The sequence below is a fragment of the Bacillus cereus genome, assembly GCF_007678085.1.
Lineage (GTDB): Bacteria > Bacillota > Bacilli > Bacillales > Bacillaceae_G > Bacillus_A > Bacillus_A cereus_BE.
Map to the genome: position 1 here is coordinate 1 of NZ_VEDW01000010.1, position 22,687 is coordinate 22,687.

The following is a 22,687-nucleotide window of genomic DNA, read 5'->3' on the forward strand; positions in this document are numbered from 1 at the left end:
GAATTCTTGGTTCTTTTCTGGTCAATATGGAGAATATCGACTATCATAATCTAATTTATAAAAAATGAATTCCTTCGAATAAAACCCAATATTATGTCCATAATGTTGATAGGCTGTATGCCAAAATTCATTTAGTTTTCTCTGTATCTCCTTGTATTGAGCAGTTAGCCTTTGCTAGTTGCTCTTTGTTTGTAAAAAGCACTCAATTAACTGAACGCGCATATAATATTCTGAGTTCCTTTCTTTATAAAATAGTCGTTACAAAATGAATCTCGTCACGAGAGCACTTTATTAAGTGCTCTTTTTTGGTTTTAAAATAAAACAAAATGAAATTTTTGTTTAAAACCATCCTTATTTTTAGCTATAGTCTTACTAACACTTTTGTGTTAAAATCCTCTAGAATATTGATCTTTATATTATTTTTTGGAGGATTTATGAATAATCAAAACAATAATGAAACAAACAACATCAGTAGACTATTGGCAATTTTTCTAATAGTATCACCACTGTTAATACCTATTGTGCTCCCTACAGCTATAATTGTGGGAATGAAACAATGGATGCCTGATGACGTTGAATATCCAAGTATAATATCACTATTGACATTATGTATTGGATTTTTCATAGTAGGAATCATCTTCTCTTTAGTATTACGAGTATTCAAATTATCTGAGGAAAAGCTAAAAGAATTAGGTTTCTTAGGGTTTACAATTTCAATTGTTAGTACCTTCCTGACGATGTATGTCGGATATTTTTGGCTAGCTAATCTTAATTTTACAACTGTGAAATTAACACCTCATGCTGTATTGATTTTTGCTATTTTATCTACGGTTCTTCTAGAGGCTATCTTTAAATTAATCGATAAATTTGATACCTCCGATGAAAGAGAATCAATAAATTAAAATTCAGCACCTCTTATCCAAGAGCACATACTCAAATGTGCTCTCTTTTATTTACTTATTAAAATAGCATTTTTATTGAAAAATCAATTTGATTCATTTTCCATATGGTATAATCTGTATTATTTACTTTTCGAGAAGGGATAACGCAATGAGAGAATACTTTGGTTTCATTTCAATGTTTTTAACTGCATTCTTATTTTTCAATCTGTATTTTGCCGGTCCTTTTTTAATTTTGATACCTATCTCAATTGTTTTAGCTATTTTGGCTCCGAAAGGTACAGCCAAAACATTAGCTTTTATTAGTTTAATAATTTTAGGCATTGTCTTCACTTGCATATACATTCTCCTTTCTATGATTGGTTCGGGATTAGCTGAAACTCATCTCAGATAATCCCTTTCTCTCAAATAAGGATTTTGTTTAGTTTATATGAATCTTTTCAAATACAATTTCTTCACCAATAATGCTCGATTCACAACCTTCATATCCGCAAGTTTCTTCCCATATTAAATAGTAAGCCCGCTTAATTAAGTTTTCTTTGTGAGGAACTCTCTCTATTTTCCATGGAGAGTTCCCATCAATATCTTCTGGTTCTGCTAATTCTTCACGATCTTGGATGACTGAACCTAATCGCTCATAAAACTCACTTTCAGCTTTCTTATAATCTAAAAAGTACATATCGCCATAGCTATATCCCATTACATCAAGAGTTGCTATTTTGTAAGCTTCCATTTTTCCTTTCCCTCCCAATTAACTATTTTATTAATTTTCATATATACAACCGCTTGTCCATTTCACTTTGCTCTATCACTGCATTTACTATTAGTAATACGAATTTTTCAGAGGTGAATTATATTGGACGAATTTTTATCATCTGCTGCACTAAATCCAGGTTCAATCGGACCTACACTCCCACCTATGCAACCTTTTCAATTTCCTACTGGGCCGACTGGTTCAACTGGGGCTACGGGTAACACCGGACCTACTGGAAGTACCGGTCTCACTGGAGCAACAGGGACGACTGGACCTACGGGTAGTACTGGATTTTCTGGTGTGACTGGACCCACTGGGCTTTCTGGCGATACAGGGCCGACCGGTAACACCGGACCCACCGGCATTACTGGACCTACTGGACCCACTGGACCCACTGGACCTACCCTATTTTTTACTCCCCTTGCACCAGAACCTGAATCTATAGATCTTCCACCAAATACAACTAACTTACTAATTATGGAGGTCTTTGTCCCCATAGAAAATGCTGGTGACAGAGTCTTATTAAACGCGACAATCGGTACAGAACTTCTTATTCAAATAGGAGCTGATGAAAGTACATCTTTTAACTTGGATGCCATTACGTATCAGTTATTCCGTAATGATGTGTTGCTAGCAGATACACTTGTATCTGGTAAATACGAAGTCGGTAGTAACATAGATATGATTTACCCCTTTAATTCCACATTTACATGGGTAGATGCCCCAGGCGATCCAATAGTACCACCAGACCCAATTCATTATCGTGTTGTTGCGAATATAGGGGAAATCAGCGAGACTATAACATCGGTTCAAGTTAGAAATCGTGGATTTTCTGCTATCAAACACCCTGGTGATCCAGTTTAATTAAAAATAGGAATCACTTTTCTCACTATAAAAATGGAATCACTAGATTATCTATGTTTAATTAATTGAACAGTTAGCTTTTGCTAGCTGTTCTTTTCTGTAAAATAACGCTTTTGTTAAGAAATTTGTTTATCTAATTCTCGTAATTCAGTGAGAGACATTTTATCTATTTTTATCTTTAATCCCATCCGTAGCGATTTCCGTTCTTTATTTCTTTCAATCATTCCCCAATATTCATTTTCAGTAAGGTATGCTTTACGATCATCTCCCCAACCATTACTATGAGTTAAATCTTTTTGACTAAATTTATATGGAGATCTATCTTCTACACCTTCGGGATTAGCATAAAAACTTGTACCATTCGCTTTAACGACAATCCATTTTTCTAAGTTAGGTTCAGGTCTTGAATACCATCCTCCTAAGTTAGTAACGAATATCTCTTGACCTTCTTGCACTTTAATTTTAGCCATTTCCATTTCCCCTCAATTCTGTACAAAATTCAAATTGTATTATTTATCAATAACTTAAAATATATAAACGATACGTAAAACTCATGTTAAGCTTGCTGTCATTAGCACTATTCGTCCAAAAGTTGTTATATAGTAAAGGTGTGGCAAGCGTTCTACTTCTACGTTGCCCCTTCCTTTATAAATGGCGAGTTGCTTGAGTGCTAGGAGAAATCCTAGCCTTTTTTAATTAGTTCCTGTAGATCCAAATCCACCCGAACCACGCTCACTATCCGATAGCTCGTCTACTTCTTCAAAATGAGCTGTTACCACTGGCGCTATGACGCCTTGAGCAATGCGTGTGCCCTTTTCGATTACATGAGCTTGCATGCTTAAACTTAATGGTCTCTCAGTATTATCCACTAACACTCCAACCTCTCCACGGTATCCACTATCCACCGTTCCAAGTACTACTCTTAACTTTGTATCACGCGTCATACCGCTACGCGGGCGCACCTGCAATTCATATCCTGGCGGAATCTCAAATGCCAATCCAGTTGGTACAACCTTTGTTTCATCCGGCCATATAATCGTGTCCTCTGCTGCTACAAGATCAAATCCAGCATCGCCTGGTTTCGCATACTTCGGCAATTCCACATCTTTCAGTCGTTTAATTTTCACTCTCAACTTCATTTTCCTCGCTCCTTATAAATAACTTTTCAATTTCTCTTTCTGTTTCTTCAACACTTCTAAGGAAAGCTGCGTTTTCCACTTCTCGTTATTCAATCCTACCAAATGATATTCCATCTTACGGATCTCGCTTTCCACCGCATTGAGTTCACTTCGCACCTGAACCGCAGTTTCTTTTTTCATTACTTACCTCCCTTTGCATCGCTAATTAACTTAGTGATTTCAAATACACCATTCTCCATTGCTTGCATTACTTTTCATCTCCTTTCAATAGCTGTTTTAGTTCCTCACATGACCCCTCATATAAATCACGGCCATCAGATAATTTAAATACATGCCTATCAATCAAACGTTCTATTAACCTGTCTTGCTCGCTCATGTTGCCTCCTAGCTGATTTTGTGTACTTTCTTTCGGATTACTACCGGCTTCGTAGCTGCTTCGTAAGGCTTCATGCCTCTATGGATTCTCTGATAAAATGTAACGTCCTTAATTCCATTCTTCCTTGCCAATTCTAAGTGCGCTGCGTATCCTACTGGTTTCGTAGCCGCTTCGTATAGATCCATACCATCTTTAACTCTTTTGAAAAAAGTTGGTTTACTTATTCCATTTTGTTCAGCGAAAACTATCATCCCCGCATAAATTCCACCGTTTCTCTTTCTTACAGGTACCGTTATAGCGCGTTCCAAATCCCATCTATACTCATTAACCCGTTGATATACATTCGATTTGCTAATGCCGTTTTTAGCAGCTTTCTCGTAATCTTCATTAGTAATAAAAGGTCCGCCATAATTCACAACGCTTCCTCCTTAACTTTTACCGTGCAATTACGCCCTGTCTTAGTTATTGGAGTTGTTGCTGCCTTTTCTATATCCCATTTACGAGTGATTACCCTGGTCATAAAAGTTTGGTAACCAATCCCGTTTGGTTTCGCTATTTCTAACCATATTTTTCCTAGCCCTTTATTTTTTTTCGGTGGTGTTGTTGCTGCCTCTTGGAATCTCCATCCGCTATTCACTCTGCTATAAAAGGTCCCTTTACATATCCCATTTTCCACAGCTAGTTTAATCCATTCAGCATACTCTCCTTCCGGGCTGTGTCTAACTGTTCTAGGTGGTGCCGTTAATGCTGTTTCTAAATCCCATTCCGCTTGATAAACACGATAATTAAGTAGTTTTCTATTGATGCCTTTAGAAGCGGCCCTTGCATACTCTTCATCTGTCAGCCATCTATTTAAAGCCATTTTCTTTTCCCTCCCGATTTAGCTAATTTCTTTCAGTTCACCGTTTTCATCGTAGCGATTCCCTTGTTTACCTGGTGGCTTCGTGGCTGCTAATTCATAGGACCAACCTCTTTTTAATCGGCTATAGAATGTATAGCGTGAGATACCATTTTGTTCAGCTATATGCATCCATTCTCCATGCTTTCTATCAAAGTCCATTTTCTTTGTGCCAATTGGTTGTGTCATCGCTCTATCAATATCCCAGTCATAGCGGTATACGCGTTGTTGCAATCTCTTTTTACTAATACCGTTAGACTTAGCTGTTTTATAATGCTCATCCAAGATAACCAGGAACATTTCCCTTCTCCTTTCTTAATCAAGATCCATAATCTCTGCTAAAGTCCTAGCACTCACTACTGTTTTTATAATTTGAATTCTTCCATGCTTTGCTATGGCATCGTTCTTTGCATCTTCTTCACTTTTTGCTTCAAACCAATCAATTTTTTGTTTCAGATCGTGATCATAAAAGTGAACTTCAAACGTAGGCGTTATAGCGTTATGACTGCCACTACACAGAAATTGTTTAGAAGTACTAGTAGCTGTATAGTCAAAACTTCCTATGACATCCTCAAAAGAGAGTTGGCCGCTTCTCATGCCACAACGCCTGTTTTCTCTTCCTGCTGCATACGATGAGTTTCTATCAACCTTGCTATAACGGCATGACGTTTTCTATCCACTTCTTCAGGTGTTCGATTCGCAGCTTCACAAACACATGGTCCGAACTGATACATCCCCATTCCAATACTGTTTTGAATTACTCCCGTTCCATTACATACGCACATAATCGTCACCCTTTCTTATTACAACTTCGATATTGCGATCCGATATTTGAGCTACTGCAAAGGCCAAATTATTGTGACCCGCTATTTGTAAGCGTAATTTGTTGAAGATATATAGTAATTCTTTGTCTGAAAATTCTGTTTTTTCTCCTGTTGGCTGTCGCAGTAATTGCCCTTCCGTTTTTTCAAGTACATCAATTTCTATAGCCTTCTTATCTTCTGCTATTTGCTGTTGTACTTCTCTTATACTTTTACGGTACCCGTAGCGCTTGCCTACCGCTTTGATTAAATCAAACAATGTTTTCGTTTCGATCCTTCTAACAGTTGGATCACCGTAGCATATTGAGCAAGCAGTTATCATTTTTTCTTCAATATGCACTTCGTGAATATCGACGTTATCAATCGCTGCACCGCATATATCGCAATATGGTTTAGATGGAGCTTGTACATCACCGTATAACATTATTCATCCCCCTTTATGCTTCTATGAATCTTTGTAAACGTTGCTTTGCTATTTCTCTTCTATAACTTGTGGCTTCGTTTTTTACAGTTAGACTTGTTTCAACCATTCTGTCATACGAACGCTTCCCAACTTGATTTTTCAGCTCTTTAGGTTCTAAATTACTTGTATATAGAGTAGGAAGTTCTTTTCTATAACGGCCATCTATGATGTTGAACAATTTCTCTTCTACCCATTCCGTAGTCTTTTCTGCGCCAATATCATCTAATATAAGTAAGTCACATTCTAAAAGTGCTCTCATAATTTGCGTTTCATTTTCCTTATTTTCGCTATTAAATGTACTGCGAATGCGTTGCAATAATTCTGGGACACTTTGAAATACTACGATATAACCTTTCTCAGAGAGATCATTTACAATTGCCGCAGCTAGGTGGGTTTTTCCGTTGCCAGGTTCTCCCCAGATCATTAGCGATTCACCGTTCCATTCTTTAAATGTCTTTACATATTTCATTGCTATTTTGTGAGCTGTCTCAGAACCATTTCTATCTAAAAACGCTTGAAATGTACTCTTGGAGAACCTTTCACCTAAATTACTGATGCTGAACAACTTTTCTATTTCACGTTTTTTAGCAAAATTTTGAGCTTCACGTATTTTTGCTTCCTCTCGTTCTACAACACATTCACAAGTGGGCAATATTTTGTTTTTAATACGTAACTGCGGTACTTCTACAGTTATTGCTGCAATGTATTTATTGCAATGCTCACATGTATATCCTTCTGTTTCTTCATTACAAGCCGATGTATTCACTATCCGAGTCATCACATTTCCGATTGATTCCGACACGTTTATTCGCTCCTTTTCTAGAATTCATTTGAATCGTTAACTGATCGAACTTTTCACGTAGTTTTTTAGGAGATAAGATGTTCCCTCGCCAAAACACATCTGCTTGGCACCAATCTATAACATCTTTAATATCTTGAAGTTCCCTGTTATCACGTTCTCGAATTAACCTAAATTCATTTGCCCATGATTCGAAGTTAGGTTCTTTTTGATTAGGATTATTACCCTTAATCAGTTCAAATAAATATTTCGCTGCATTAGTGTCGCAAGTTTCAAACTTGAGACGAGAAGTCTTTTTATCTGTAGTAATCTCTGTAGTATTCTTTGTAGTAATCTCTGTATTTGTCCCACGTTTCAATGTGGGAGCCTCTCCCGTTTTAGTGTGGGAGCCTCCCTCGTTATAATGTGGGAGGGTGTCACTTTCTAATGTGATAGGGTCTTGATATAAAATTGAAATTTTTTCAATATTCTCAACAATAGGTTCTACATACATTACATTGTTGTGTCTTGTTCCGTTAACTATGATGGTGCGAAATTCAATCAAAATTAGTTTTCTTTTTAGTAAGTATTTACACGCTTCTAATACTTGTCGTTTCGTAAATCCGAACGAATCTGCCAGTTGCTGATAACTCTTCTGAAGCTTGTCCGCCTTGAATTTTTGTTTGTAACGAATTTCGTTTGTTTTCTCATCACGTATCTCAGTTGGTTTATACCAATAAAAGATTTCACTTAATACGGTAATGGCGACCATATACGGTTTACCGTTATCTAAAGTAAGGTGCTTAAACCAACCTTGGTCCATCGTATTACCACGTAAGTTTATTCTTGCGATTTTCATCACATTGTTGTTCATTCAGTTCACCTTCTTCATTAGACGCTTTCTCTTTCGCATACCGCTATGTCGCCTTGGATTTCAATTATTTTGTATCCTGGATAGCGATCTGGAGTAATGTACTTAATCGCCCTCAATTTCGCTTCTTTTTCGTTTTTCACGCCCTCCCATACCCATGAAGGGAGAACGACTTTTGACTGATTTTTATCTAACATAGGCTTTCACTCCTTATTTACTTAGAAGAAACGACCCTGTTATAATAGAGGTACATAATAATCTATCGTTTCATGAACCAGTCGATTTGGCGTAATCGGCTGGTTTTCTTTTGTTTTGATGCTTTCACGCATCTGAATATCCAGGAACCCATTAGGTGGGGGAATACCGTTAGATTCCTGAACATTCCGACAAGCGAAGGCTTGTCCTATTTAGCTAGAGTTATATAGTGATACTTCTCGATGACTTTTACACTGTTATGTACACCTCTAGCTTTTAAATCTCGTATCATTTTTATGATGTTTTCTTTTTCTTCTTTGTCCCGCTGCTGTTTATCCATCCATTTCATCCTTCATCAACTGCTTTATGCGTTTGTAATTTAATCCTACAAAGATGAGAAATACAACCAATACCATGAAATATGAGTATGTGCTTTCTTCCATTGTTTACACCGCCTTCTGTTCTTGTTCTTTCTTCAGTCGGTCTATGATGTAGGCTTGTCCTTTTGGTGTTACGTATGTTGTTGTCCATGTGAAAGGCTCTCCGCTTGGTTTCTGTTTAACACCTTGTGCAATTTCGAAGTATCCTTTTTCAACAGCTGGTTGCGTCGGTTCAGTGGATCGCTTGAATAGTAGATTCCATTCTCTAAGTTTTGCGAATAACTGACGTTGTCCAATTTTCACATTGTGTTTAGCTACCAACTTAGCTACTTCACTCACTTTTAACGATTCATTTGATTGCATACACGCTTCTGCAAATGTTACTAGCGGTTGTTGTTGCACAATTTGTTGTTGTGCTGCTGCAAGCTTTTCTTTCTCTTCTTTTAATTTAGTGAGAAGACCGATTGCGAAATCTGGATTCGTTACTGCTTGTTCCAGAACTTGATCTGTCATGTATGCTCCATGTTTTCTAATAGAAGGAAGTACTTCTTCGAATACCCAAGTTTCGAACTGTTCCGCTTGTGGAAGTTTCGATTTAACAATTAAGCGATATAGGTTTGGTTCATTGATGAATTTTTTTGTTTGTACACCACTATTAGTAGGGACTAACGTTTCGTTCACCCCTTCAGGTTTACAATGATCTTTTATTGCTTTGTGTGGATTTGAATACCCAAGCACTTTTGCGACATCTGTTGCTGGGAAGAATTCTTTCCCTTCTTTAATAAGGATTCCTAGATTTCCAAACATGTTATGTGAAAAAATTTTAACTTCATTCATTTGGTTTACTCCTTTCATTTTGTAAATCTCAGGTTTACTTTAATTGTTAAAAAAAAGGTCTTTCGGATTTTCCTCAAGAGCTATTGCTATTTTCTCTGCTAAGTCTATTTTCAATGTTCTTTTTTCATTTTCAATGTACCAGTAGTGCATTTTTGTGATTCCGACTTTATCGGCAACGTCTTGGCAAGACATCCCTTTTTCTAGTCGTTTTAGTTTTAACTGCTTCAAGTTATTTCCTCCCTTCGTTGCCTGTGATTTCATTATAAGTAAACCTTTAGTTTATTTCAAGTGCTTTTTTCGAAAAAACACAAATAAATTTTATCTTGTAGTAAACACTATGTTTACTTTATACTTTATATATTATATACACTATTTAAAAAGGGGACATTAATGTGATCGGGGAAAAGATTAAAGAACTCAGGAAGAATAGTAAGATGACTCAAGAGCAACTAGGCGATGCTATTGGCGTATCTAAAATGGCTATTTCTTATTTTGAAAAGGGTAAAAAGTCACCTGGGCGAGAATCATTAGAAAAGATAGCTGATTATTTCGGCGTAACTACAGATTATTTATTAGGGAGATCGGAAGACCCTGAACTAAATGAAGAAGAAGATAAAACTGTATCTGAAGAAGGAAAGAACATATTAGCAATAATAGAGAGTCTTCCTGAGGATGAGCGAAAGAAAGCTTGGGAGCAATTAGAAATGTATGTGAATTACATGCAAACAAAAAAGAATAGCTAAAAAAAGAAGACTACCTTATATACGGCAGTCTTCTTTTTTTATGTATTTGATTTTTCTTTGTATGATTCATCTAGGACAATTTTCAAAATATCCTCCGCTTTAGGATTCCCCTGTTTTAATCCTAATTTCGCAGCCATTCTCACTAATTGCTCTTTCGTCATCCCCAACATCCTCCAATATCTTCATAGTAGCTTGTGAATTGTTTCACAATAATTCTATAAAACTTCATTTTCAAAAATACAGAACTTCCCCAGAAAGCACGAATGCGATTGCCCATTGATATAGGCAATCGCATTCTAATTCATATATATATCTATTACAGGCCGCCGCCACCTGGATCAACCATCATACGTTGAACTGCAGGTTTTTGTGCGTCTTGTTTAGGTTCTTCTTTTTTTGTGTCAGCAGAGAAAGTGAACATTCCTGCCATTAATAAAATAGGTAAAAGCGCTAAAATCTTCTTCAATCATTTCACCTCTTCTTTCAAGATAATTATACCATTTTTTAAAGAATATCCCAAGTATCTTTTAGGCAGTTGAGAATAAAAAATATTCCCTTTCTCCTCGAATATCTCAAGAGATTCTTCCATGAGTTTACGATCATTACGAGCAAGACCTAAATAAAATTTTTGAAACGCTGAAAGTCTCCCCTGCACTTTAAGCAAATCCATCAATATATCTTCTGCCTTTTTGTTATTACCTAACTTTATTTCTAAATAGGCCTTTTCAGCAGGATGGACTTCTAAATTCCCTACCGGCTTGTCCCAATATATTTTTAGAAATACCATTGTTTGAAGAATAAGCTTCTTTTTGGCCTTTAAACGTTGGTTAAATGGATCCCCTAAGTTTTCTAGTGATTCTTGTAGATATTTTAACGATTTATTGTAATCACAAAAAATATATGACTCTCCGAGGTTACAAAAAGCGTTTACTCTCTGAATATTGAATTGCGGATTGTTACCACATTGTTCAATTAACTTCAAAGAAAACTCTCTGCATTCAATCACATTACCACGAAGTAAATGTATCGCAGAAAGTATTTCAATAATTCGATGATTATAGCTTGATTTTATAAATCGGTTTTTTCTCACACTAATTTGTTTGACCTTTTCTTCTGCGTTTTTCACATAATTTAGGATAGATCTATAATTGCCAGTATCGTACAACAAGTAACACATCAACAAGTCACACATAGCACTGTTTTCCACATATTTTACTTTTTTACGAACATCTTCTAGCTGATTTAACAATTCATCACCGTTAAATCGCTCTAAACTTCTTTTATACAATATTTCATATACAGTGGCTGCTTCACGGTTTTTTGCATAAGATGAACCTTTTTCTTTTTCAATCATAGTATTTAACAATTCTAATTCTCCACGATAAGAAGTATATTCTAATGTTTCTCTATAACTTCCATAATCTTTCACAGAGTTCAAATTTACATATTCCATAATCATCTTTCTCCTAAGATCATGATCATCGTTGTACGCACACATAAGCGCACCGGAGAACTGATAGAATTTCATATCTCTCTTGCCACTAAAAGTCTCTGATATTGTACTTTTACCAACTTGTAATTGCTTAGCTAATTCGCCATCTGTAATGCCAATTGCAAATAAATCATCATGTAGCTTATTCAATAATCTTTGCACTGTTTTGCTCCTCCTTGCCGGAACAAAAGACACGTTATACCCATTTTTTAACTTTTGAGGAAAACGCGTCACTACATTCAAAAGATGTGTTATAATTTATGTAAGACTTGCAGTAAGTGTTTTCCCTAATGCCGTAGGGAAAGCGGTATAAGAGTGTTAGCGCACTACTTATACACGCTGTGAGTCTTTTTCACGTCCGTTTTTAGTTATTTACATAATACCACAACTTTCCCAATATTCAGTCGTGTGGTTATCAGAAAAATGTTGAGAAAGTTTTAAAATCGCTATATAACAACATCCAACACGTGGAATAAAAAATAAAAATATATATCGATAATGAAACGTATGAAGACCTCACATGCATATTTTACCACTAAACAAACATTTGTTCTATACATATTTATCAAGTCCGTAAAAATACCTAAATACTTTTTAAAAGTCAGAGTATCGACCAATTATGGTATAGTGATAAGGCGATTATTATACTCAAACTATGAAAACTACAGTCGGACAAAACATTAAAAATCTCAGAAAGTCTTTCGATTTAACGCAAGAACAATTATCTGAGAGAACAGGTTTATCACGCGGACAAATTAAAAATTGGGAAACTGATCGTCATGAACCTGATCTTGAAAGTTTAAAGGTACTTGCGTCGTTTTTTAACACCTCCACAGATGCTCTTCTTAACTTCGAGAACAGGAAAGAAGATGCGTTATTAGGATTACTATTTAATGACATCCAACGGGCTTATGAGGAGCTAGATGGACGTCAGCAAGGTCGTTTTGCAAAACAAGTTTCATTGTACGTGAAAATGTTGCAAAACAACAAGGATATATTGTGATTTGATTTCATGATAAAAGAAATCATTTCCATTTGCTAGAGGTAAAATTTTACATAATTTTACCAATCCTACCAAGAGAGCCGTTTGGCTCTCTTTTTTTACTATTCATCTTCTTATTAAAATTATTTCTCTAACACCCGATATTAATCTGCAATTCTTGTTACCACTAAAGATGGATTTCCATAAGTAGAAATTTCACCTTGTGCAACATCAATTATAATACTTAATGAATCATTTGCATTTAATCTAATTAATACTGTTTTCCCAATGGTAAATGCATTCGTAACGGATACAGGGACATCTGCACTTATAGATGTTGTGCCTTCAAATTCACTTTCTTGAACAGGTGTAAGATCATTAATATATAACCTAAATCTTAAGATAGTATCTACAGGCGTTAAATCGCGATTAAAGACTCTTGCTGTTAAATCCATATTAATTTCATATATTCCACCACTCAACACTTGGATACTATTATTTAATAAATTAAGATTTGTTCCCAAAGATGGACCAAGATTCTGAAACACTACTTTTTGGCCTACATTTGCTGTACGAAGTGTATTAGATCTATCATACAACGCTCCATAAGCTATAGTACTTCCCACTGTGCCAGTAGGTCCTGTGGGACCAGTAATTCCGATTCCTGTTGGACCTGTTGGACCTGTTGCTCCCGTTTCTCCCGTTGGACCGGTAATTCCAGTTCCTCCTGTTGGACCTGTGGGACCAGAAATTCCAATGCCAGTTGGACCTGTTATTCCTGTTGCTCCCGTCGGTCCGGTTACACCTGTACTCCCAGTCGGACCAGTAGGTCCTGCAGGTAAAGTAAGCGCTGGAATTGGTGGCAATGTAGGGCCCAACAAATTAGGATCAAATGCTGCTCCACTTAAAAACTCATTTTCTTCATTCATGTAAACACCTCCTTACAATGCTTGTACTTATCATAATTATTAAATGCTCAATACTAGAGAAATGATCTTCACATAAGCGGAATCTCTCTTTTTTATTTTCGTTCGACAAAATATGACAATATACGAATACTTTATTTGCTATGATTAGCTCGGAAATCTTACATTTTACATAATTGGAGGAACTGAGATGTACAAAAAACTAGGTACGATTGCTTTAACTGGAGCACTTGCTTTTAGCTTGGCTGCATGTGGAGATACGGACGAATCAGCAAAGAAAGTCTCTACCAATGAAAATAAAACAGAACAACCAAGCGAGAAGAAAGAGGAAAAAAAAGAATTTAAGGTTGGAGAAACAATTCAATTGGGCAATCACAAATTAACTGTTTCTAACATTGAAAAGTCTCAAGGTGGAGAATTCGATAAACCTAAAGAGGGCCATGAATTTATAATAGCTAACTTAACTATTGAGAATGGTGGCAAAGAGGAAATCAGTTATAACCCTTTCGATTTTACCTTACAGAATAGTGAAGGAAATATTGTGAACGAAACATTTACTACTGTAAATCAAAATACACAATTAAATGCCGGACAACTTGCTCCGAACGGGAAAGTTACAGGGAGTATTGCCTTTGAAGCGAAACAAGGCGATCCAAAACTTCAATTAATCTTTAAACCTAACTTCTTATCTTCAAAAGAGATTAGAGTTAATCTTCAATAAATACATACGTAGGAGAATTTAAAATGAAAAGAACAGCTGAATTTGTATTAGGACTTATTGGTGGTATTTTTGGTATTATTTGTGCATTTATTGCATTATTAATCGGTGGTATGGGGGCTGCTTTCGAAGCTGAAGGCGCAAATACGATTATCGGATTAGGTTGGGGAGCTGTAGGCCTATCAATCTTAGGAATCGTTGGTTCTGTTATGGTAAGAAATAAAGCGAAAGTTGGCGGTATCATGATGACTATCGCTGCTATTGGTGGATTTATTTGTATTTCTATCTTCTTCTTATTACCAGGAGTTTTATTATTGATAGGTGGATTAATGGGTATCTTCCGTAAAGATAAAGTTACTGTATCTGCTTAATCATACGTTATGTTAATCAAAATTAGAGGGCAAAGCTCTCTTTTTTTGTATATTCTAAATATCTTGTACTCAAATACTGGAAATTTTGATACTATTTTATTATTAAAATCTAATATATAAGGGGAGAAATACAGGTGGAAGTTGAAAAGAAATCAAAGGTTTGGGAATATATTGGATGGGGAAGCTTCATTTTAGTCGGTTCTTTCTTATTTTTTTGTGCGTTGATATTAGTATTTGGTGATCCGAAAACTAAATACCAACCTCAAGAGGTGACAGCCCAAGGTCAAGAAGTTAAAAATGCTGAAAAAGATTCGAAAAAGGAATATTCGATTGGCGAGACTATTAAATTAGGTGATCACAGATTAACTGTAACCGAAGTTAAAAAATCTCCTGGTGGAGAATTCGATAAACCAAGACAAGGCCATGAATACATATTGGTAGCAGTAAACATATATAATGGTGGAAAAGAGGATATCTCATACAATACGCTTGACTTCGAAATGAGAAATAGCCAAGGGAATATCACTAGACCTACCTTATCAATGATCAATCAAAATACCGCACTTAATTCTGGCCAATTAGCGCCCAAAGGACAAGTGGCAGGAACTCTTGTATTTGAACAACCTATAGGTGAAAAATTAAAATTACAATTCACACCTAACTTCTGGAGTAAGAAAAAGATCATCATTAATCTTTAAAATAAAAAAAGCACAGGGGAAGGAAATCCCATGCGCAATAATAACTTAGGTAATTACAGTATAACATAAAACTTCCAATACATGTTGTTTTTATTTTATTCAAATACACAAATATTAATTAACATGAACAATAATATTCGGATGAGAGTCCAATACATATTATTAAAATTAAAGTGGTTCAAGTCGGAGGAAGACACCTTAGGGTGTCTTTTTTATTTCCTTTCGACAGAATATGACAAAATAGTTGTAACTATTTCTGTTATGCTTATGCAGGAAATCTTACATTTAACAACTGGAGGGCATACATAATGGGTAAAATTTTTAAGTTTGGGTGTTTAGGGGTAATAGCAATTGTAGTCATCATTTTTATTGCTGCTGTTATTGATGGCAGTAATGATCCTAAAGAAAAGACATCTACTAATACAAAACAAGAAACGAAAAAAGATGAACCGAAAAAGAAACAAGATGAAGAGAAGAAAAAGGAAGAGATTAAACCAGCTGTAAATGACGATAAAGCTACATACGAAAAGGAAATCAAGCCTACTATCGATGAAATGATAAAGGAATATGATGAAATTTGGGAGCAGGACTGGAGACCTATTTGGGGAGAAGCGAACAAAGACCCTGAATCTCTTGACAAGAACGCTTTAAAAGAAAAAATGGAGTCAGTTGCAAATCGATATGATGCACTGTCCAATAAAAATACAGCATTTAAAAGCGGGTCAAAACTAACTGATCCTGCATTAAAAGAAAAGATTGAGAAATTCAGAGTGGAGTTTGGACTAGCTACGAACTATAGAAGTAATGCTGGAAGAGCTGTAACTCAAGGAATAAAAGGTTTAGCACCTATGAAAGACAGAATGAATGAAGCTCAAAAATCAGTCAAGCTTTCTGATCAGAAGCTTATCAATGCTGTAGCTAGCTTAACTGAAGTCGAATCAAAACTAGGTGTTAAACGTTAAAAAGCACTCGAAAGAGTGCTTTTTAATTTGTTCTCAGACATAAATAAAATTAGGGGTGATGTATATGAAAAAAAGATTTATGGGCTTATTGATAGCTACTACTTGTCTCGTATTTACGGGATGTTCAGCAGACATGAAAGTTGTAGAAGAAGATGCTACAGAGAAATTACAAGATAGCAAGTTGTCACCATACATTGAAAAGGCTAGTTACAAAGAAGGTGGTAAAACGGAAAATAGAACTTCAGTAAACATTAATATAAATGTAGATGAACGATTCTCTGATTTAGAAACAATGGAAAAATATGAAGTGATGCAAGATGCTATTACTAAGATACAGGGAACGGTAATTGACTGTGGTAATGACAACCGTTGTTTATATGATAATTTGCATATTACTTACGGCGATGACAAATACACAATGGGTGTCTATGACAAAGAATTAATCATTAATGATAATGAAAAATATACAAAGTCAAATTATTATTCTGATATGAATCAAATAAAGAAAAAAGAAGAGCCTGTTAATACTACTACGAATTCCAACTCAGTTCCTTCTTCATCTGCAGGTCAAGGGGCACCATCTACATATGACCCCAAGAAAGATTCCGCTAACTACGACTCTAATGGTAATTATAAACCAGTGGACCAAATGAAACCTGAGGAAATCAAAAAGGAACTAGAAGGAATGCTGGAAGAATCTTTAACAAGATAAAGTGAATAAAATATAGATTTGAACTATATCTCTCAATAAGATAATCAATAAAAAAGGTTCAACCACAAATTATGAAAGTTGAACCTTTTTTAAAATTAATAAAATATTCCATCAGCCTTTAAAATTTCACATGCTTGTTCATTAATATAAATTATTTCCGCTAATATTACTTCTAAATTGAATTTATAATCTTTAAAACTAATTTGTCTTTTACTTACATCATAAAATTTCAAATGTGCCTCTGGATCTATATTAAAATTTTCTTTTCGACCAATACAAGCATTATTATACTGATCAGACTTTGAACTCCTAGCCCAATCAAATAATTGTTCATCAAAATGTTCAAAACAATTTCTTACTGTTTTTGATTTTATCGGCGAATCACTTCGTACTTTCAATATTGTTCTTAAAAATTTCCTATCCTTATCATCTTGTTTTTTTCGTTCTTTTTCATCTTTAGTTTTTAAAAACTTATAAGACCCCCATAAAATTTTAGAGATATTAGCACAAGAATTCAAAGATGCTTGTGCATAAAACCAAAATGCAGGTGCATCTGCTTCTCCTACAATATCTAATTCATTTAAGGCGATATTCATTTGATCCTTAGCGTATAATACAAACTTACACTGTAAATGTATTTCCAATAAAAACGCATGTTTTGTTAAATCATTCATAAAATCACTCCCCATAATTACTAGGGGTCCCGTATATAACCATTACTAATCGGCTCTCAGAATCCCATGTATTTCTATTAGCTATTCAAGTACAAATGTATCTGTTGACAAGATTCGGACACTATCTTCACGCATATGGTGTCGGCTTGAAGGGACAGCGGTTTTCCCATATACATATCGTTCTATTTCACTTTCGTTTAACGGTGTGTCACCATCAATGTTCTTTTTAAAATCAAAGGGTGTGTCTTCCTCGAAACTCACCATAAGGTCGTAGTGGTATCGTGCATAAGGACTCTTTGCACTTGCCATTGCTAAATTTCTAGCACTAATTAAGTATAAATGATCTACAATTGTGGGGTGTGTACGAATTATTTCTTTTAGTAGATGTGTATCTTTTTCTACTAATGTTGTATTAATCTGGAAAACAGGTGAAAGTCGAAAGCCTATTGGCAACTTAGTAGTGTCTTTCGTTGTTTCTAATGATCCCATATATTTGGCTTGTAATAGAGATTCTACTAAAAGTTCTACTCTTTGTTCACAACAATGTTTGAATTTTAAGTTTGATCTGCATGGGCAAAACCCGCTAGATTTGAGTCCATCGAATAAAAGGTAATTCTTTGGACTGTACTCTACTGAATTACAAAATCCGTTTTTTAATACAAATGCGTAATCATCTTTCTCTCCATCTTCTTCCGATTTTCTAAGTGGCTCTTTTGTGATGTTCTTCAACATCTTTAAATATTGTTTCTCGGTCGTCACATTGTTTCTATTATAGGTTCTTCTTTTCACTTCCAGTCCTTCCTTTCTTTTGAATATACTTTATATATAAAGTATATGTTTGTAATAAATGTAGAAGAATTTTTGTCTTCTACTTCAATCCTTTAATTGTATTATTTTTATATTATATTTTCTATCATAATATAAAATATACTGTTCCTAATACATCAGAACAGTATATTTTCACACATATATCCCCTTATATTTATTAATAGAAATCATCTATCGCTTAATCAAGTATATCTTGATTAATACCAATATACCTTAAGATCACTGGGAGTCCCCGCCAACGTACTAACATAAAAAAACATGATAAGGAAAAGAAACCTTGATATAAAACAGGGTGTCGCGTAACAAAAATCAAAGTTTTTCATTTCCAATAAATGTATTAACCTAGATTTTATGTCATTTGGTTGGTAGGACCCTTGCTATAAAATTTCACGTACTATATCCAATGTGTAAAACCTAATTCTGCAATAAGGCCTATTCTACCACCCGTCCCCCTTATCCTCTAACAAAGTTAGTAGTAAATCCCTTATTTATTCCTCTATCTTAGCAAGTTGTTCCCCTAGGACTTATACAATCTCATGTATTTCTGCTTTTCTTCGTATTTAAGCTTGACTGAATGTCTTGAGGGTTTTTATCATGTGGGAACTATTATGGAATACGGCTGGAAGACAGATTTATCCCCTACTTTGAAAGACTACAAAAAAAGTAATCGATCAAAATAGATGGATAAGTGTCTTGTTTTCGCCATGCGGTCACTTATAAGGTATCCGTATGTATAGACCCTGTTCACTCAGCGATCTTCACCGCATACATCCTTTTACTATGGCTTGTCCTTGTAATATCGTCCCTACACGACAAACTGAATGTACTCCCTAGCACCGTAATGCTAACGATAACCACCCGAACCTTTTAGAGAATCGTCCCTGGGCAAGTTCTCGCCCTCCCTTACCAGAAGAACAGGATTCCAATGAGGGGTGCTGTTTTTGTAGGCGTATACTTTGTACCCCCTGCACGACCAACAGCTAGCCACGCCGTAACACGTTCCCTCTATATAGAAGCACGGAATTACGGCTTATCAGTTTTTATTTACGTGGTATCAGGCAATTCCACGCGAACAAAAAACAAAAAGGCATCCCAAATTCCTAAATGGCCTGTACAATCACAAGACTTCTAGGATTAGAGATGCCCGATATATATCTTTTGGACTATAAAATAATCAAAACTAGTATTTACTAGTTGATATTTATCCAAACAATGATAAAATGGGTATATCAAAGAAGCCTCGTGAAAAGGCATAGTTGTTTAAGGTTAGTGGTGGTACACTACTTAAACGTAAACACTGCAGGTTAATACAGTTAATTTCTAGCTAAGTGGTGGTACACTTGCTAGAAGAGTCATTCCCGCTAAAGGTTGGTAGCCGATAGCATATGGGAGTGGCTTTTTGTTTTGTGTTCTTATTCAATTGTCCTTAATTTATCTCGTTCGATCTTCATGATCTTCGTTTATGTAAAATATCAAATTGTGTTTTGTTTTGTAGAATGTTGCTTGTTGTGTACTACGTTACAACAAGCTTTTTTGTTTGTAAACAGCGAAATAACAACTTAAAACTACGTATAAGTGTAAATGTATACTTACGAAAAAGTGTAAAAGTATACTTTTCTACCATACTTTTAAGTTTAGTATACTCTTTCTAACTTACGTATAAGTAGAAATGTATACTTAGAACATTATATTTATAATTGATTCCTTCTTAAAAATTACCACTAACCCTTTATTAACGGTATATAGAGAATCGCTCTCTAAACTACGTATAAGTAGAAATGTATACTTTTCTACCTTTAAAATCACCCACTCTATAAAATACGCATTAGTAGAAAAGTAGAAAAGTATACTAAAATATTTTACGCTTTAGTATACTTTTCTACCTTTTCGATAAATCCGTTGAAAAAATATAAACTTTTCTTCGGTATACTGTTGCGAATATTGTATGTAAATGTTACATTTTACTCAAAGGTATACTCATTCGGAGTTTTATGGAGGAATGTCGAAAATGACTAGACAAGCAACTACATACGTAATCGGTAACTTTAAAGGCGGAGTTGGAAAAACAAAAACAGCCACAATGTTAGCTTATGAAGCAGCTACTGTATTTAACGAGAAATGTCTTTTAGTGGATATGGACCCTCAGGGTAATGCTACAAGAGTACTTGCTAAAACAGGTGACATTGAACAAATAGACAAGTCTATTACTGATGGATTTCTAAATCAAAATTTAGAGAATGAGATTATCCCAGTTATCGAGAATTTGGATATCATTCCATCTAATACTTCATTTAGAAAGCTTTCGAAAATCCTCTTCGATATGTTCCCAGAGGATGAACTTGCACAAATTACATATCTAAAGAAACTACTCGAGCCATTAAAAGATAAATATGATCGTATTTACATTGATGTACCACCAACAATCAGTGACTACTCAGATAATGCTATGATAGCAGCTGATTATTGTATCATTGTTCTACAAACACAAGAGCTATCTTTAGAAGGAGCTCAAACATATATCGCTTATATGCAGTTCTTAGCAGAAACATATGATGCAAACCTACAAGTTTTAGGTATTATTCCAATGATGCTACATCAAGGAAAACGAGTTGATAATAAAGTATTACAACAAGCTCAGGAAATGTATGGTGGAAACGTTCTAGAGACGATCGTGAGATATCAGGAACGCCTAAAAGTGTACGATATTGAAGGAATTCATAAAAACGTTAACGTTAGCGGTAATATTGATATGTGGGATGAAAAAGCTCATCAGCTATTCATTGATGTTCTCAGCGAACTAAATGAACATGAAAATTATTTTGCAACTATTAATGCTTAAGGAGGAGGTTCATAATGTCTAAAGCACCATTTCAACCTATTGTCACAAAACCTGGAAACACTTTAAATGACAAAGGTGTACAGATAAAAGGAACTAACGATTTTGGCCGTAATAGTGAGCCCGTTAAGAAACAAGTTATTAAGCCTATTATCAATAAAGGAAAAGTAACAGCTCCTGAGAAGCCTGATCAACGTTTAGTTCCAACTAAAACGGCTAAAATTTCACCAGCTGTTCTATTAAAGCTAAATACACTTAAACCATTTATAAAAGAACAAGAAAGTATGGATAAAGCATCAATTAACAGTATTATCGATATGCTTCTTGAAAGCTACGTAAATACTAAACTAACAACACGACAATCTGAAGGTTATAAGGGGATGTACAAGCACCTTTATGAGATGTTGGAAAAGAAATAAACAACAAATACAATTTTACTAGGTAATAGAACGATTCTTAGTATTTTCAATCCTAATGTTAATGGAGATGAATTTCATGGGAGTAATTACGAAAAATGGCGATAATCTAATTGATTTCGATTTATTTACAGAAGAGTATGGTTGCATAAAAGTTGAATTTAAGCAAACAGAAGGGGAAAGGTACTATATATATGCTTTTCGTAACGATTTATCTGAGTGGGATTTTAATAAAGGTGAATTAATTTTAGTTACCCACAATGAAGATAAAGTTAAAGATATCTCCTCAAAAGTGCTAACTTTATATGTAGGTGAATTCTTTTGTAAAGAGTGTTTTAGAAAAAAAGATATTGGAAAATTCTCTAAGAAAGATAATACGAAATATTGGTGTCATAATTTCTGGAAACAAACCCCGAATCGTACTAAAAAATTACTACAAGATGAAATTTTATATTCAATAGATGATATGGATTGGTCTATGGTAAAAAGTATAACTAATAATGATAAACCCCTTGTTTTCTTTGGAATATGTTCAGATTTTTGCATGACTCGTGAAGAATTCAAAAATAATGATGTAATACAAGAAAAAATAAAGTTGATGGACGACATATGGGAGGAACTAATAACAGAGGAATTAATGAATGGCCCTGAAAGTTTATTAGAAGATATATTATGCGACCATATATTCATCATTGAAGAAGGCATGTCTTTTATAGAAAGACAATATAGAGTTGAAAATGGGATTATTGATATTATAGCGAAGGATGAAAATGGCACTAAATGTATTATTGAATTGAAGACGGTTGATGATGATAAAAGTTTAGTGTGGCAATCTGCTTATTACCCATCCTGTTTCAATGAAGATGTTCGTATGATTACAATTGCTCCCAATTATTCTACTCGAATATATAACGCTCTTAAAAATATAAATAATGTTGAAATGAAAGTTTTCGGCAAAGGTCCAAACGGGAAGCTCGATATAAAAGATTTTGATACAGGAGAGTCTGTTTCGGAAATAACAGAGGAATTGCCAATTATCGTTTGAATGATTAAG

General features: G+C 34.9%; 36 protein-coding genes. 12 read left to right on the plus strand and 24 right to left on the minus strand.

The window, feature by feature from the left end; all coding sequences use genetic code 11:
* Positions 1-434 precede the first annotated feature (434 nt).
* The gene (locus tag FS742_RS26070) at positions 435-902 is read left to right on the plus strand and encodes a hypothetical protein (protein ID WP_002088123.1); all 468 of its coding nucleotides are present in this window, start codon (positions 435-437) and stop codon (positions 900-902) included.
* 123 nt (positions 903-1,025) lie between these two features.
* Here the strand turns inward: FS742_RS26070 and FS742_RS26075 are convergent, their stop codons facing one another.
* Complete coding sequence (locus FS742_RS26075) at positions 1,026-1,238, minus strand: hypothetical protein (RefSeq protein ID WP_144616227.1); 213 nt, start codon at positions 1,236-1,238, stop codon at positions 1,026-1,028.
* Positions 1,239-1,320: 82 nt separating this feature from the next.
* Entirely contained in the window at positions 1,321-1,632 is a 312-nt protein-coding gene (locus FS742_RS26080) for a hypothetical protein (protein WP_144616229.1), read from the minus strand.
* Between the two features lie 123 nt (positions 1,633-1,755).
* Here FS742_RS26080 and FS742_RS28230 point away from each other — a divergent pair, with 123 nt between their 5' ends.
* Positions 1,756-2,517 carry an exosporium leader peptide-containing protein gene (locus tag FS742_RS28230; protein ID WP_144616231.1) on the plus strand — a complete coding sequence of 254 codons (762 nt, stop codon included), beginning with the start codon at positions 1,756-1,758 and terminating at the stop codon, positions 2,515-2,517.
* A 116-nt stretch (positions 2,518-2,633) separates the two neighbouring features.
* Here the strand turns inward: FS742_RS28230 and FS742_RS26090 are convergent, their stop codons facing one another.
* The 16 genes from FS742_RS26090 to FS742_RS26150 form a co-directional block, all read right to left on the minus strand.
* A complete protein-coding gene (locus FS742_RS26090; protein ID WP_144616232.1) occupies positions 2,634-2,987 on the minus strand; it encodes a beta barrel domain-containing protein in 354 nt (117 codons plus the stop codon).
* 222 nt (positions 2,988-3,209) lie between these two features.
* Positions 3,210-3,656, minus strand: coding sequence for a dUTP diphosphatase (gene dut, locus FS742_RS26095; RefSeq protein WP_144616234.1), 447 nt, complete (start codon positions 3,654-3,656; stop codon positions 3,210-3,212).
* A 12-nt stretch (positions 3,657-3,668) separates the two neighbouring features.
* Positions 3,669-3,836 carry a hypothetical protein gene (locus FS742_RS27745; protein ID WP_186327218.1) on the minus strand — a complete coding sequence of 56 codons (168 nt, stop codon included), beginning with the start codon at positions 3,834-3,836 and terminating at the stop codon, positions 3,669-3,671.
* Positions 3,837-3,903: 67 nt separating this feature from the next.
* Positions 3,904-4,032: a Fur-regulated basic protein FbpA gene (gene fbpA / locus FS742_RS26100; protein WP_144616236.1), complete on the minus strand. Its 129-nt coding sequence runs from the start codon at positions 4,030-4,032 to the stop codon at positions 3,904-3,906.
* Positions 4,033-4,040: 8 nt separating this feature from the next.
* The gene (locus FS742_RS26105) at positions 4,041-4,448 is read right to left on the minus strand and encodes a hypothetical protein (protein WP_144616238.1); all 408 of its coding nucleotides are present in this window, start codon (positions 4,446-4,448) and stop codon (positions 4,041-4,043) included.
* The gene (locus FS742_RS26110) at positions 4,445-4,894 is read right to left on the minus strand and encodes a nucleoside permease (RefSeq protein ID WP_144616240.1); all 450 of its coding nucleotides are present in this window, start codon (positions 4,892-4,894) and stop codon (positions 4,445-4,447) included. Before FS742_RS26110 ends, FS742_RS26105 begins: the two co-directional genes overlap by 4 nt.
* Positions 4,895-4,912: 18 nt before the next feature.
* Positions 4,913-5,230, minus strand: coding sequence for a hypothetical protein (locus FS742_RS26115; RefSeq protein WP_144616243.1), 318 nt, complete (start codon positions 5,228-5,230; stop codon positions 4,913-4,915).
* 15 nt (positions 5,231-5,245) lie between these two features.
* Positions 5,246-5,527, minus strand: coding sequence for a hypothetical protein (locus tag FS742_RS26120; protein ID WP_144616245.1), 282 nt, complete (start codon positions 5,525-5,527; stop codon positions 5,246-5,248).
* Positions 5,524-5,715 carry a hypothetical protein gene (locus tag FS742_RS26125; protein WP_144616247.1) on the minus strand — a complete coding sequence of 64 codons (192 nt, stop codon included), beginning with the start codon at positions 5,713-5,715 and terminating at the stop codon, positions 5,524-5,526. The genes FS742_RS26120 and FS742_RS26125 overlap by 4 nt, the downstream gene beginning before the upstream one ends.
* Complete coding sequence (locus tag FS742_RS26130; RefSeq protein WP_144616249.1) at positions 5,702-6,175, minus strand: hypothetical protein; 474 nt, start codon at positions 6,173-6,175, stop codon at positions 5,702-5,704. Before FS742_RS26130 ends, FS742_RS26125 begins: the two co-directional genes overlap by 14 nt.
* A 13-nt stretch (positions 6,176-6,188) precedes the next feature.
* Entirely contained in the window at positions 6,189-6,992 is an 804-nt protein-coding gene (locus FS742_RS26135; protein WP_144616322.1) for an ATP-binding protein, read from the minus strand.
* Positions 6,961-7,866: a DNA replication protein DnaD gene (locus FS742_RS26140; RefSeq protein ID WP_144616251.1), complete on the minus strand. Its 906-nt coding sequence runs from the start codon at positions 7,864-7,866 to the stop codon at positions 6,961-6,963. Before FS742_RS26140 ends, FS742_RS26135 begins: the two co-directional genes overlap by 32 nt.
* Before the next feature lie 17 nt (positions 7,867-7,883).
* Positions 7,884-8,060 carry a hypothetical protein gene (locus tag FS742_RS27750; RefSeq protein WP_186327219.1) on the minus strand — a complete coding sequence of 59 codons (177 nt, stop codon included), beginning with the start codon at positions 8,058-8,060 and terminating at the stop codon, positions 7,884-7,886.
* Positions 8,061-8,266: 206 nt separating this feature from the next.
* A complete protein-coding gene (locus tag FS742_RS28115; RefSeq protein WP_260869691.1) occupies positions 8,267-8,398 on the minus strand; it encodes a hypothetical protein in 132 nt (43 codons plus the stop codon).
* 106 nt (positions 8,399-8,504) lie between these two features.
* Complete coding sequence (locus FS742_RS26145; protein WP_144616252.1) at positions 8,505-9,275, minus strand: phage antirepressor KilAC domain-containing protein; 771 nt, start codon at positions 9,273-9,275, stop codon at positions 8,505-8,507.
* Positions 9,276-9,314: 39 nt separating this feature from the next.
* Positions 9,315-9,536, minus strand: coding sequence for a helix-turn-helix transcriptional regulator (locus FS742_RS26150; RefSeq protein ID WP_080011779.1), 222 nt, complete (start codon positions 9,534-9,536; stop codon positions 9,315-9,317).
* 131 nt (positions 9,537-9,667) lie between these two features.
* Here FS742_RS26150 and FS742_RS26155 point away from each other — a divergent pair, with 131 nt between their 5' ends.
* On the plus strand, positions 9,668-10,018 hold the full coding sequence (locus tag FS742_RS26155; RefSeq protein ID WP_000578778.1) for a helix-turn-helix domain-containing protein: 351 nt from the start codon (positions 9,668-9,670) through the stop codon (positions 10,016-10,018).
* 38 nt (positions 10,019-10,056) lie between these two features.
* Here the strand turns inward: FS742_RS26155 and FS742_RS28120 are convergent, their stop codons facing one another.
* From FS742_RS28120 to FS742_RS26165, 3 genes are all read right to left on the minus strand, one after another.
* On the minus strand, positions 10,057-10,179 hold the full coding sequence (locus tag FS742_RS28120) for a hypothetical protein (protein WP_001995655.1): 123 nt from the start codon (positions 10,177-10,179) through the stop codon (positions 10,057-10,059).
* Between the two features lie 155 nt (positions 10,180-10,334).
* Positions 10,335-10,484 (minus strand): hypothetical protein, encoded by a 150-nt coding sequence (locus tag FS742_RS26160; RefSeq protein ID WP_000721629.1) that lies wholly within the window; start codon positions 10,482-10,484, stop codon positions 10,335-10,337.
* Positions 10,485-11,672, minus strand: a complete 1,188-nt coding sequence (locus FS742_RS26165) for an AimR family lysis-lysogeny pheromone receptor (RefSeq protein ID WP_144616254.1) — start codon at positions 11,670-11,672, stop codon at positions 10,485-10,487.
* Positions 11,673-12,165: 493 nt separating this feature from the next.
* Here FS742_RS26165 and FS742_RS26170 point away from each other — a divergent pair, with 493 nt between their 5' ends.
* Positions 12,166-12,513, plus strand: coding sequence for a helix-turn-helix transcriptional regulator (locus FS742_RS26170; RefSeq protein ID WP_000859164.1), 348 nt, complete (start codon positions 12,166-12,168; stop codon positions 12,511-12,513).
* A 143-nt stretch (positions 12,514-12,656) separates the two neighbouring features.
* Here the strand turns inward: FS742_RS26170 and FS742_RS28235 are convergent, their stop codons facing one another.
* Complete coding sequence (locus tag FS742_RS28235) at positions 12,657-13,421, minus strand: exosporium leader peptide-containing protein (protein ID WP_144616256.1); 765 nt, start codon at positions 13,419-13,421, stop codon at positions 12,657-12,659.
* A 187-nt stretch (positions 13,422-13,608) separates the two neighbouring features.
* Here FS742_RS28235 and FS742_RS26180 point away from each other — a divergent pair, with 187 nt between their 5' ends.
* The 5 genes from FS742_RS26180 (at position 13,609) to FS742_RS26200 (ending at position 16,879) form a co-directional block, all read left to right on the plus strand.
* Positions 13,609-14,139 carry a DUF4352 domain-containing protein gene (locus FS742_RS26180; RefSeq protein WP_144616258.1) on the plus strand — a complete coding sequence of 177 codons (531 nt, stop codon included), beginning with the start codon at positions 13,609-13,611 and terminating at the stop codon, positions 14,137-14,139.
* Positions 14,140-14,162: 23 nt separating this feature from the next.
* On the plus strand, positions 14,163-14,507 hold the full coding sequence (locus FS742_RS26185; protein ID WP_144616259.1) for a DUF4064 domain-containing protein: 345 nt from the start codon (positions 14,163-14,165) through the stop codon (positions 14,505-14,507).
* A gap of 134 nt (positions 14,508-14,641) precedes the next feature.
* Positions 14,642-15,205, plus strand: a complete 564-nt coding sequence (locus tag FS742_RS26190) for a DUF4352 domain-containing protein (RefSeq protein WP_098238635.1) — start codon at positions 14,642-14,644, stop codon at positions 15,203-15,205.
* Positions 15,206-15,513: 308 nt separating this feature from the next.
* Positions 15,514-16,167, plus strand: a complete 654-nt coding sequence (locus tag FS742_RS26195) for a ribonuclease (RefSeq protein ID WP_144616261.1) — start codon at positions 15,514-15,516, stop codon at positions 16,165-16,167.
* 133 nt (positions 16,168-16,300) lie between these two features.
* Complete coding sequence (locus FS742_RS26200) at positions 16,301-16,879, plus strand: hypothetical protein (RefSeq protein ID WP_144616324.1); 579 nt, start codon at positions 16,301-16,303, stop codon at positions 16,877-16,879.
* A gap of 95 nt (positions 16,880-16,974) precedes the next feature.
* Here FS742_RS26200 and FS742_RS26205 read toward each other — a convergent pair whose 3' ends face one another.
* Together FS742_RS26205 and FS742_RS26210 are read right to left on the minus strand one after the other, a co-directional pair.
* Positions 16,975-17,553, minus strand: a complete 579-nt coding sequence (locus FS742_RS26205; RefSeq protein ID WP_144616263.1) for a hypothetical protein — start codon at positions 17,551-17,553, stop codon at positions 16,975-16,977.
* 81 nt (positions 17,554-17,634) lie between these two features.
* The gene (locus tag FS742_RS26210; RefSeq protein WP_144616265.1) at positions 17,635-18,342 is read right to left on the minus strand and encodes an SEC-C domain-containing protein; all 708 of its coding nucleotides are present in this window, start codon (positions 18,340-18,342) and stop codon (positions 17,635-17,637) included.
* Between the two features lie 2,047 nt (positions 18,343-20,389).
* On the opposite strand from FS742_RS26210, the gene FS742_RS26215 reads away from it, so the two are divergent.
* The 3 genes from FS742_RS26215 (at position 20,390) to FS742_RS26225 (ending at position 22,678) form a co-directional block, all read left to right on the plus strand.
* Positions 20,390-21,220 carry a ParA family protein gene (locus FS742_RS26215; protein ID WP_144616267.1) on the plus strand — a complete coding sequence of 277 codons (831 nt, stop codon included), beginning with the start codon at positions 20,390-20,392 and terminating at the stop codon, positions 21,218-21,220.
* A 14-nt stretch (positions 21,221-21,234) separates the two neighbouring features.
* On the plus strand, positions 21,235-21,636 hold the full coding sequence (locus FS742_RS26220; protein WP_144616269.1) for a hypothetical protein: 402 nt from the start codon (positions 21,235-21,237) through the stop codon (positions 21,634-21,636).
* 76 nt (positions 21,637-21,712) lie between these two features.
* The gene (locus FS742_RS26225; protein ID WP_144616270.1) at positions 21,713-22,678 is read left to right on the plus strand and encodes an endonuclease NucS domain-containing protein; all 966 of its coding nucleotides are present in this window, start codon (positions 21,713-21,715) and stop codon (positions 22,676-22,678) included.
* Positions 22,679-22,687 lie beyond the last annotated feature (9 nt).

What these genes read in the sequence shown, in the direction of transcription:
- FS742_RS27750 (WP_186327219.1), bottom strand. Translation starts at nt 8,060, where the DNA reads ATGTTAGATAAAAATCAGTCAAAAGTCGTTCTCCCTTCATGGGTATGG.
- FS742_RS26125 (WP_144616247.1), bottom strand. Translation starts at nt 5,715, where the DNA reads ATGTGCGTATGTAATGGAACGGGAGTAATTCAAAACAGTATTGGAATG.
- FS742_RS28120 (WP_001995655.1), bottom strand. Translation starts at nt 10,179, where the DNA reads ATGACGAAAGAGCAATTAGTGAGAATGGCTGCGAAATTAGGATTAAAA.
- FS742_RS26195 (WP_144616261.1), top strand. Translation starts at nt 15,514, where the DNA reads ATGGGTAAAATTTTTAAGTTTGGGTGTTTAGGGGTAATAGCAATTGTA.
- FS742_RS26140 (WP_144616251.1), bottom strand. Translation starts at nt 7,866, where the DNA reads ATGAACAACAATGTGATGAAAATCGCAAGAATAAACTTACGTGGTAAT.
- FS742_RS26145 (WP_144616252.1), bottom strand. Translation starts at nt 9,275, where the DNA reads ATGAATGAAGTTAAAATTTTTTCACATAACATGTTTGGAAATCTAGGA.
- FS742_RS26120 (WP_144616245.1), bottom strand. Translation starts at nt 5,527, where the DNA reads ATGAGAAGCGGCCAACTCTCTTTTGAGGATGTCATAGGAAGTTTTGAC.
- FS742_RS26200 (WP_144616324.1), top strand. Translation starts at nt 16,301, where the DNA reads ATGAAAGTTGTAGAAGAAGATGCTACAGAGAAATTACAAGATAGCAAG.
- FS742_RS26075 (WP_144616227.1), bottom strand. Translation starts at nt 1,238, where the DNA reads ATGCAAGTGAAGACAATGCCTAAAATTATTAAACTAATAAAAGCTAAT.
- FS742_RS27745 (WP_186327218.1), bottom strand. Translation starts at nt 3,836, where the DNA reads ATGAAAAAAGAAACTGCGGTTCAGGTGCGAAGTGAACTCAATGCGGTG.
- FS742_RS28115 (WP_260869691.1), bottom strand. Translation starts at nt 8,398, where the DNA reads ATGGATAAACAGCAGCGGGACAAAGAAGAAAAAGAAAACATCATAAAA.
- fbpA (WP_144616236.1), bottom strand. Translation starts at nt 4,032, where the DNA reads ATGAGCGAGCAAGACAGGTTAATAGAACGTTTGATTGATAGGCATGTA.
- FS742_RS26150 (WP_080011779.1), bottom strand. Translation starts at nt 9,536, where the DNA reads ATGAAATCACAGGCAACGAAGGGAGGAAATAACTTGAAGCAGTTAAAA.
- FS742_RS28235 (WP_144616256.1), bottom strand. Translation starts at nt 13,421, where the DNA reads ATGAATGAAGAAAATGAGTTTTTAAGTGGAGCAGCATTTGATCCTAAT.
- FS742_RS26215 (WP_144616267.1), top strand. Translation starts at nt 20,390, where the DNA reads ATGACTAGACAAGCAACTACATACGTAATCGGTAACTTTAAAGGCGGA.
- FS742_RS26080 (WP_144616229.1), bottom strand. Translation starts at nt 1,632, where the DNA reads ATGGAAGCTTACAAAATAGCAACTCTTGATGTAATGGGATATAGCTAT.
- FS742_RS26170 (WP_000859164.1), top strand. Translation starts at nt 12,166, where the DNA reads ATGAAAACTACAGTCGGACAAAACATTAAAAATCTCAGAAAGTCTTTC.
- dut (WP_144616234.1), bottom strand. Translation starts at nt 3,656, where the DNA reads ATGAAGTTGAGAGTGAAAATTAAACGACTGAAAGATGTGGAATTGCCG.
- FS742_RS26225 (WP_144616270.1), top strand. Translation starts at nt 21,713, where the DNA reads ATGGGAGTAATTACGAAAAATGGCGATAATCTAATTGATTTCGATTTA.
- FS742_RS26205 (WP_144616263.1), bottom strand. Translation starts at nt 17,553, where the DNA reads ATGAATGATTTAACAAAACATGCGTTTTTATTGGAAATACATTTACAG.
- FS742_RS26115 (WP_144616243.1), bottom strand. Translation starts at nt 5,230, where the DNA reads ATGTTCCTGGTTATCTTGGATGAGCATTATAAAACAGCTAAGTCTAAC.
- FS742_RS26180 (WP_144616258.1), top strand. Translation starts at nt 13,609, where the DNA reads ATGTACAAAAAACTAGGTACGATTGCTTTAACTGGAGCACTTGCTTTT.
- FS742_RS26135 (WP_144616322.1), bottom strand. Translation starts at nt 6,992, where the DNA reads ATGACTCGGATAGTGAATACATCGGCTTGTAATGAAGAAACAGAAGGA.
- FS742_RS26090 (WP_144616232.1), bottom strand. Translation starts at nt 2,987, where the DNA reads ATGGCTAAAATTAAAGTGCAAGAAGGTCAAGAGATATTCGTTACTAAC.
- FS742_RS26110 (WP_144616240.1), bottom strand. Translation starts at nt 4,894, where the DNA reads ATGGCTTTAAATAGATGGCTGACAGATGAAGAGTATGCAAGGGCCGCT.
- FS742_RS26070 (WP_002088123.1), top strand. Translation starts at nt 435, where the DNA reads ATGAATAATCAAAACAATAATGAAACAAACAACATCAGTAGACTATTG.
- FS742_RS26185 (WP_144616259.1), top strand. Translation starts at nt 14,163, where the DNA reads ATGAAAAGAACAGCTGAATTTGTATTAGGACTTATTGGTGGTATTTTT.
- FS742_RS26220 (WP_144616269.1), top strand. Translation starts at nt 21,235, where the DNA reads ATGTCTAAAGCACCATTTCAACCTATTGTCACAAAACCTGGAAACACT.
- FS742_RS26130 (WP_144616249.1), bottom strand. Translation starts at nt 6,175, where the DNA reads ATGTTATACGGTGATGTACAAGCTCCATCTAAACCATATTGCGATATA.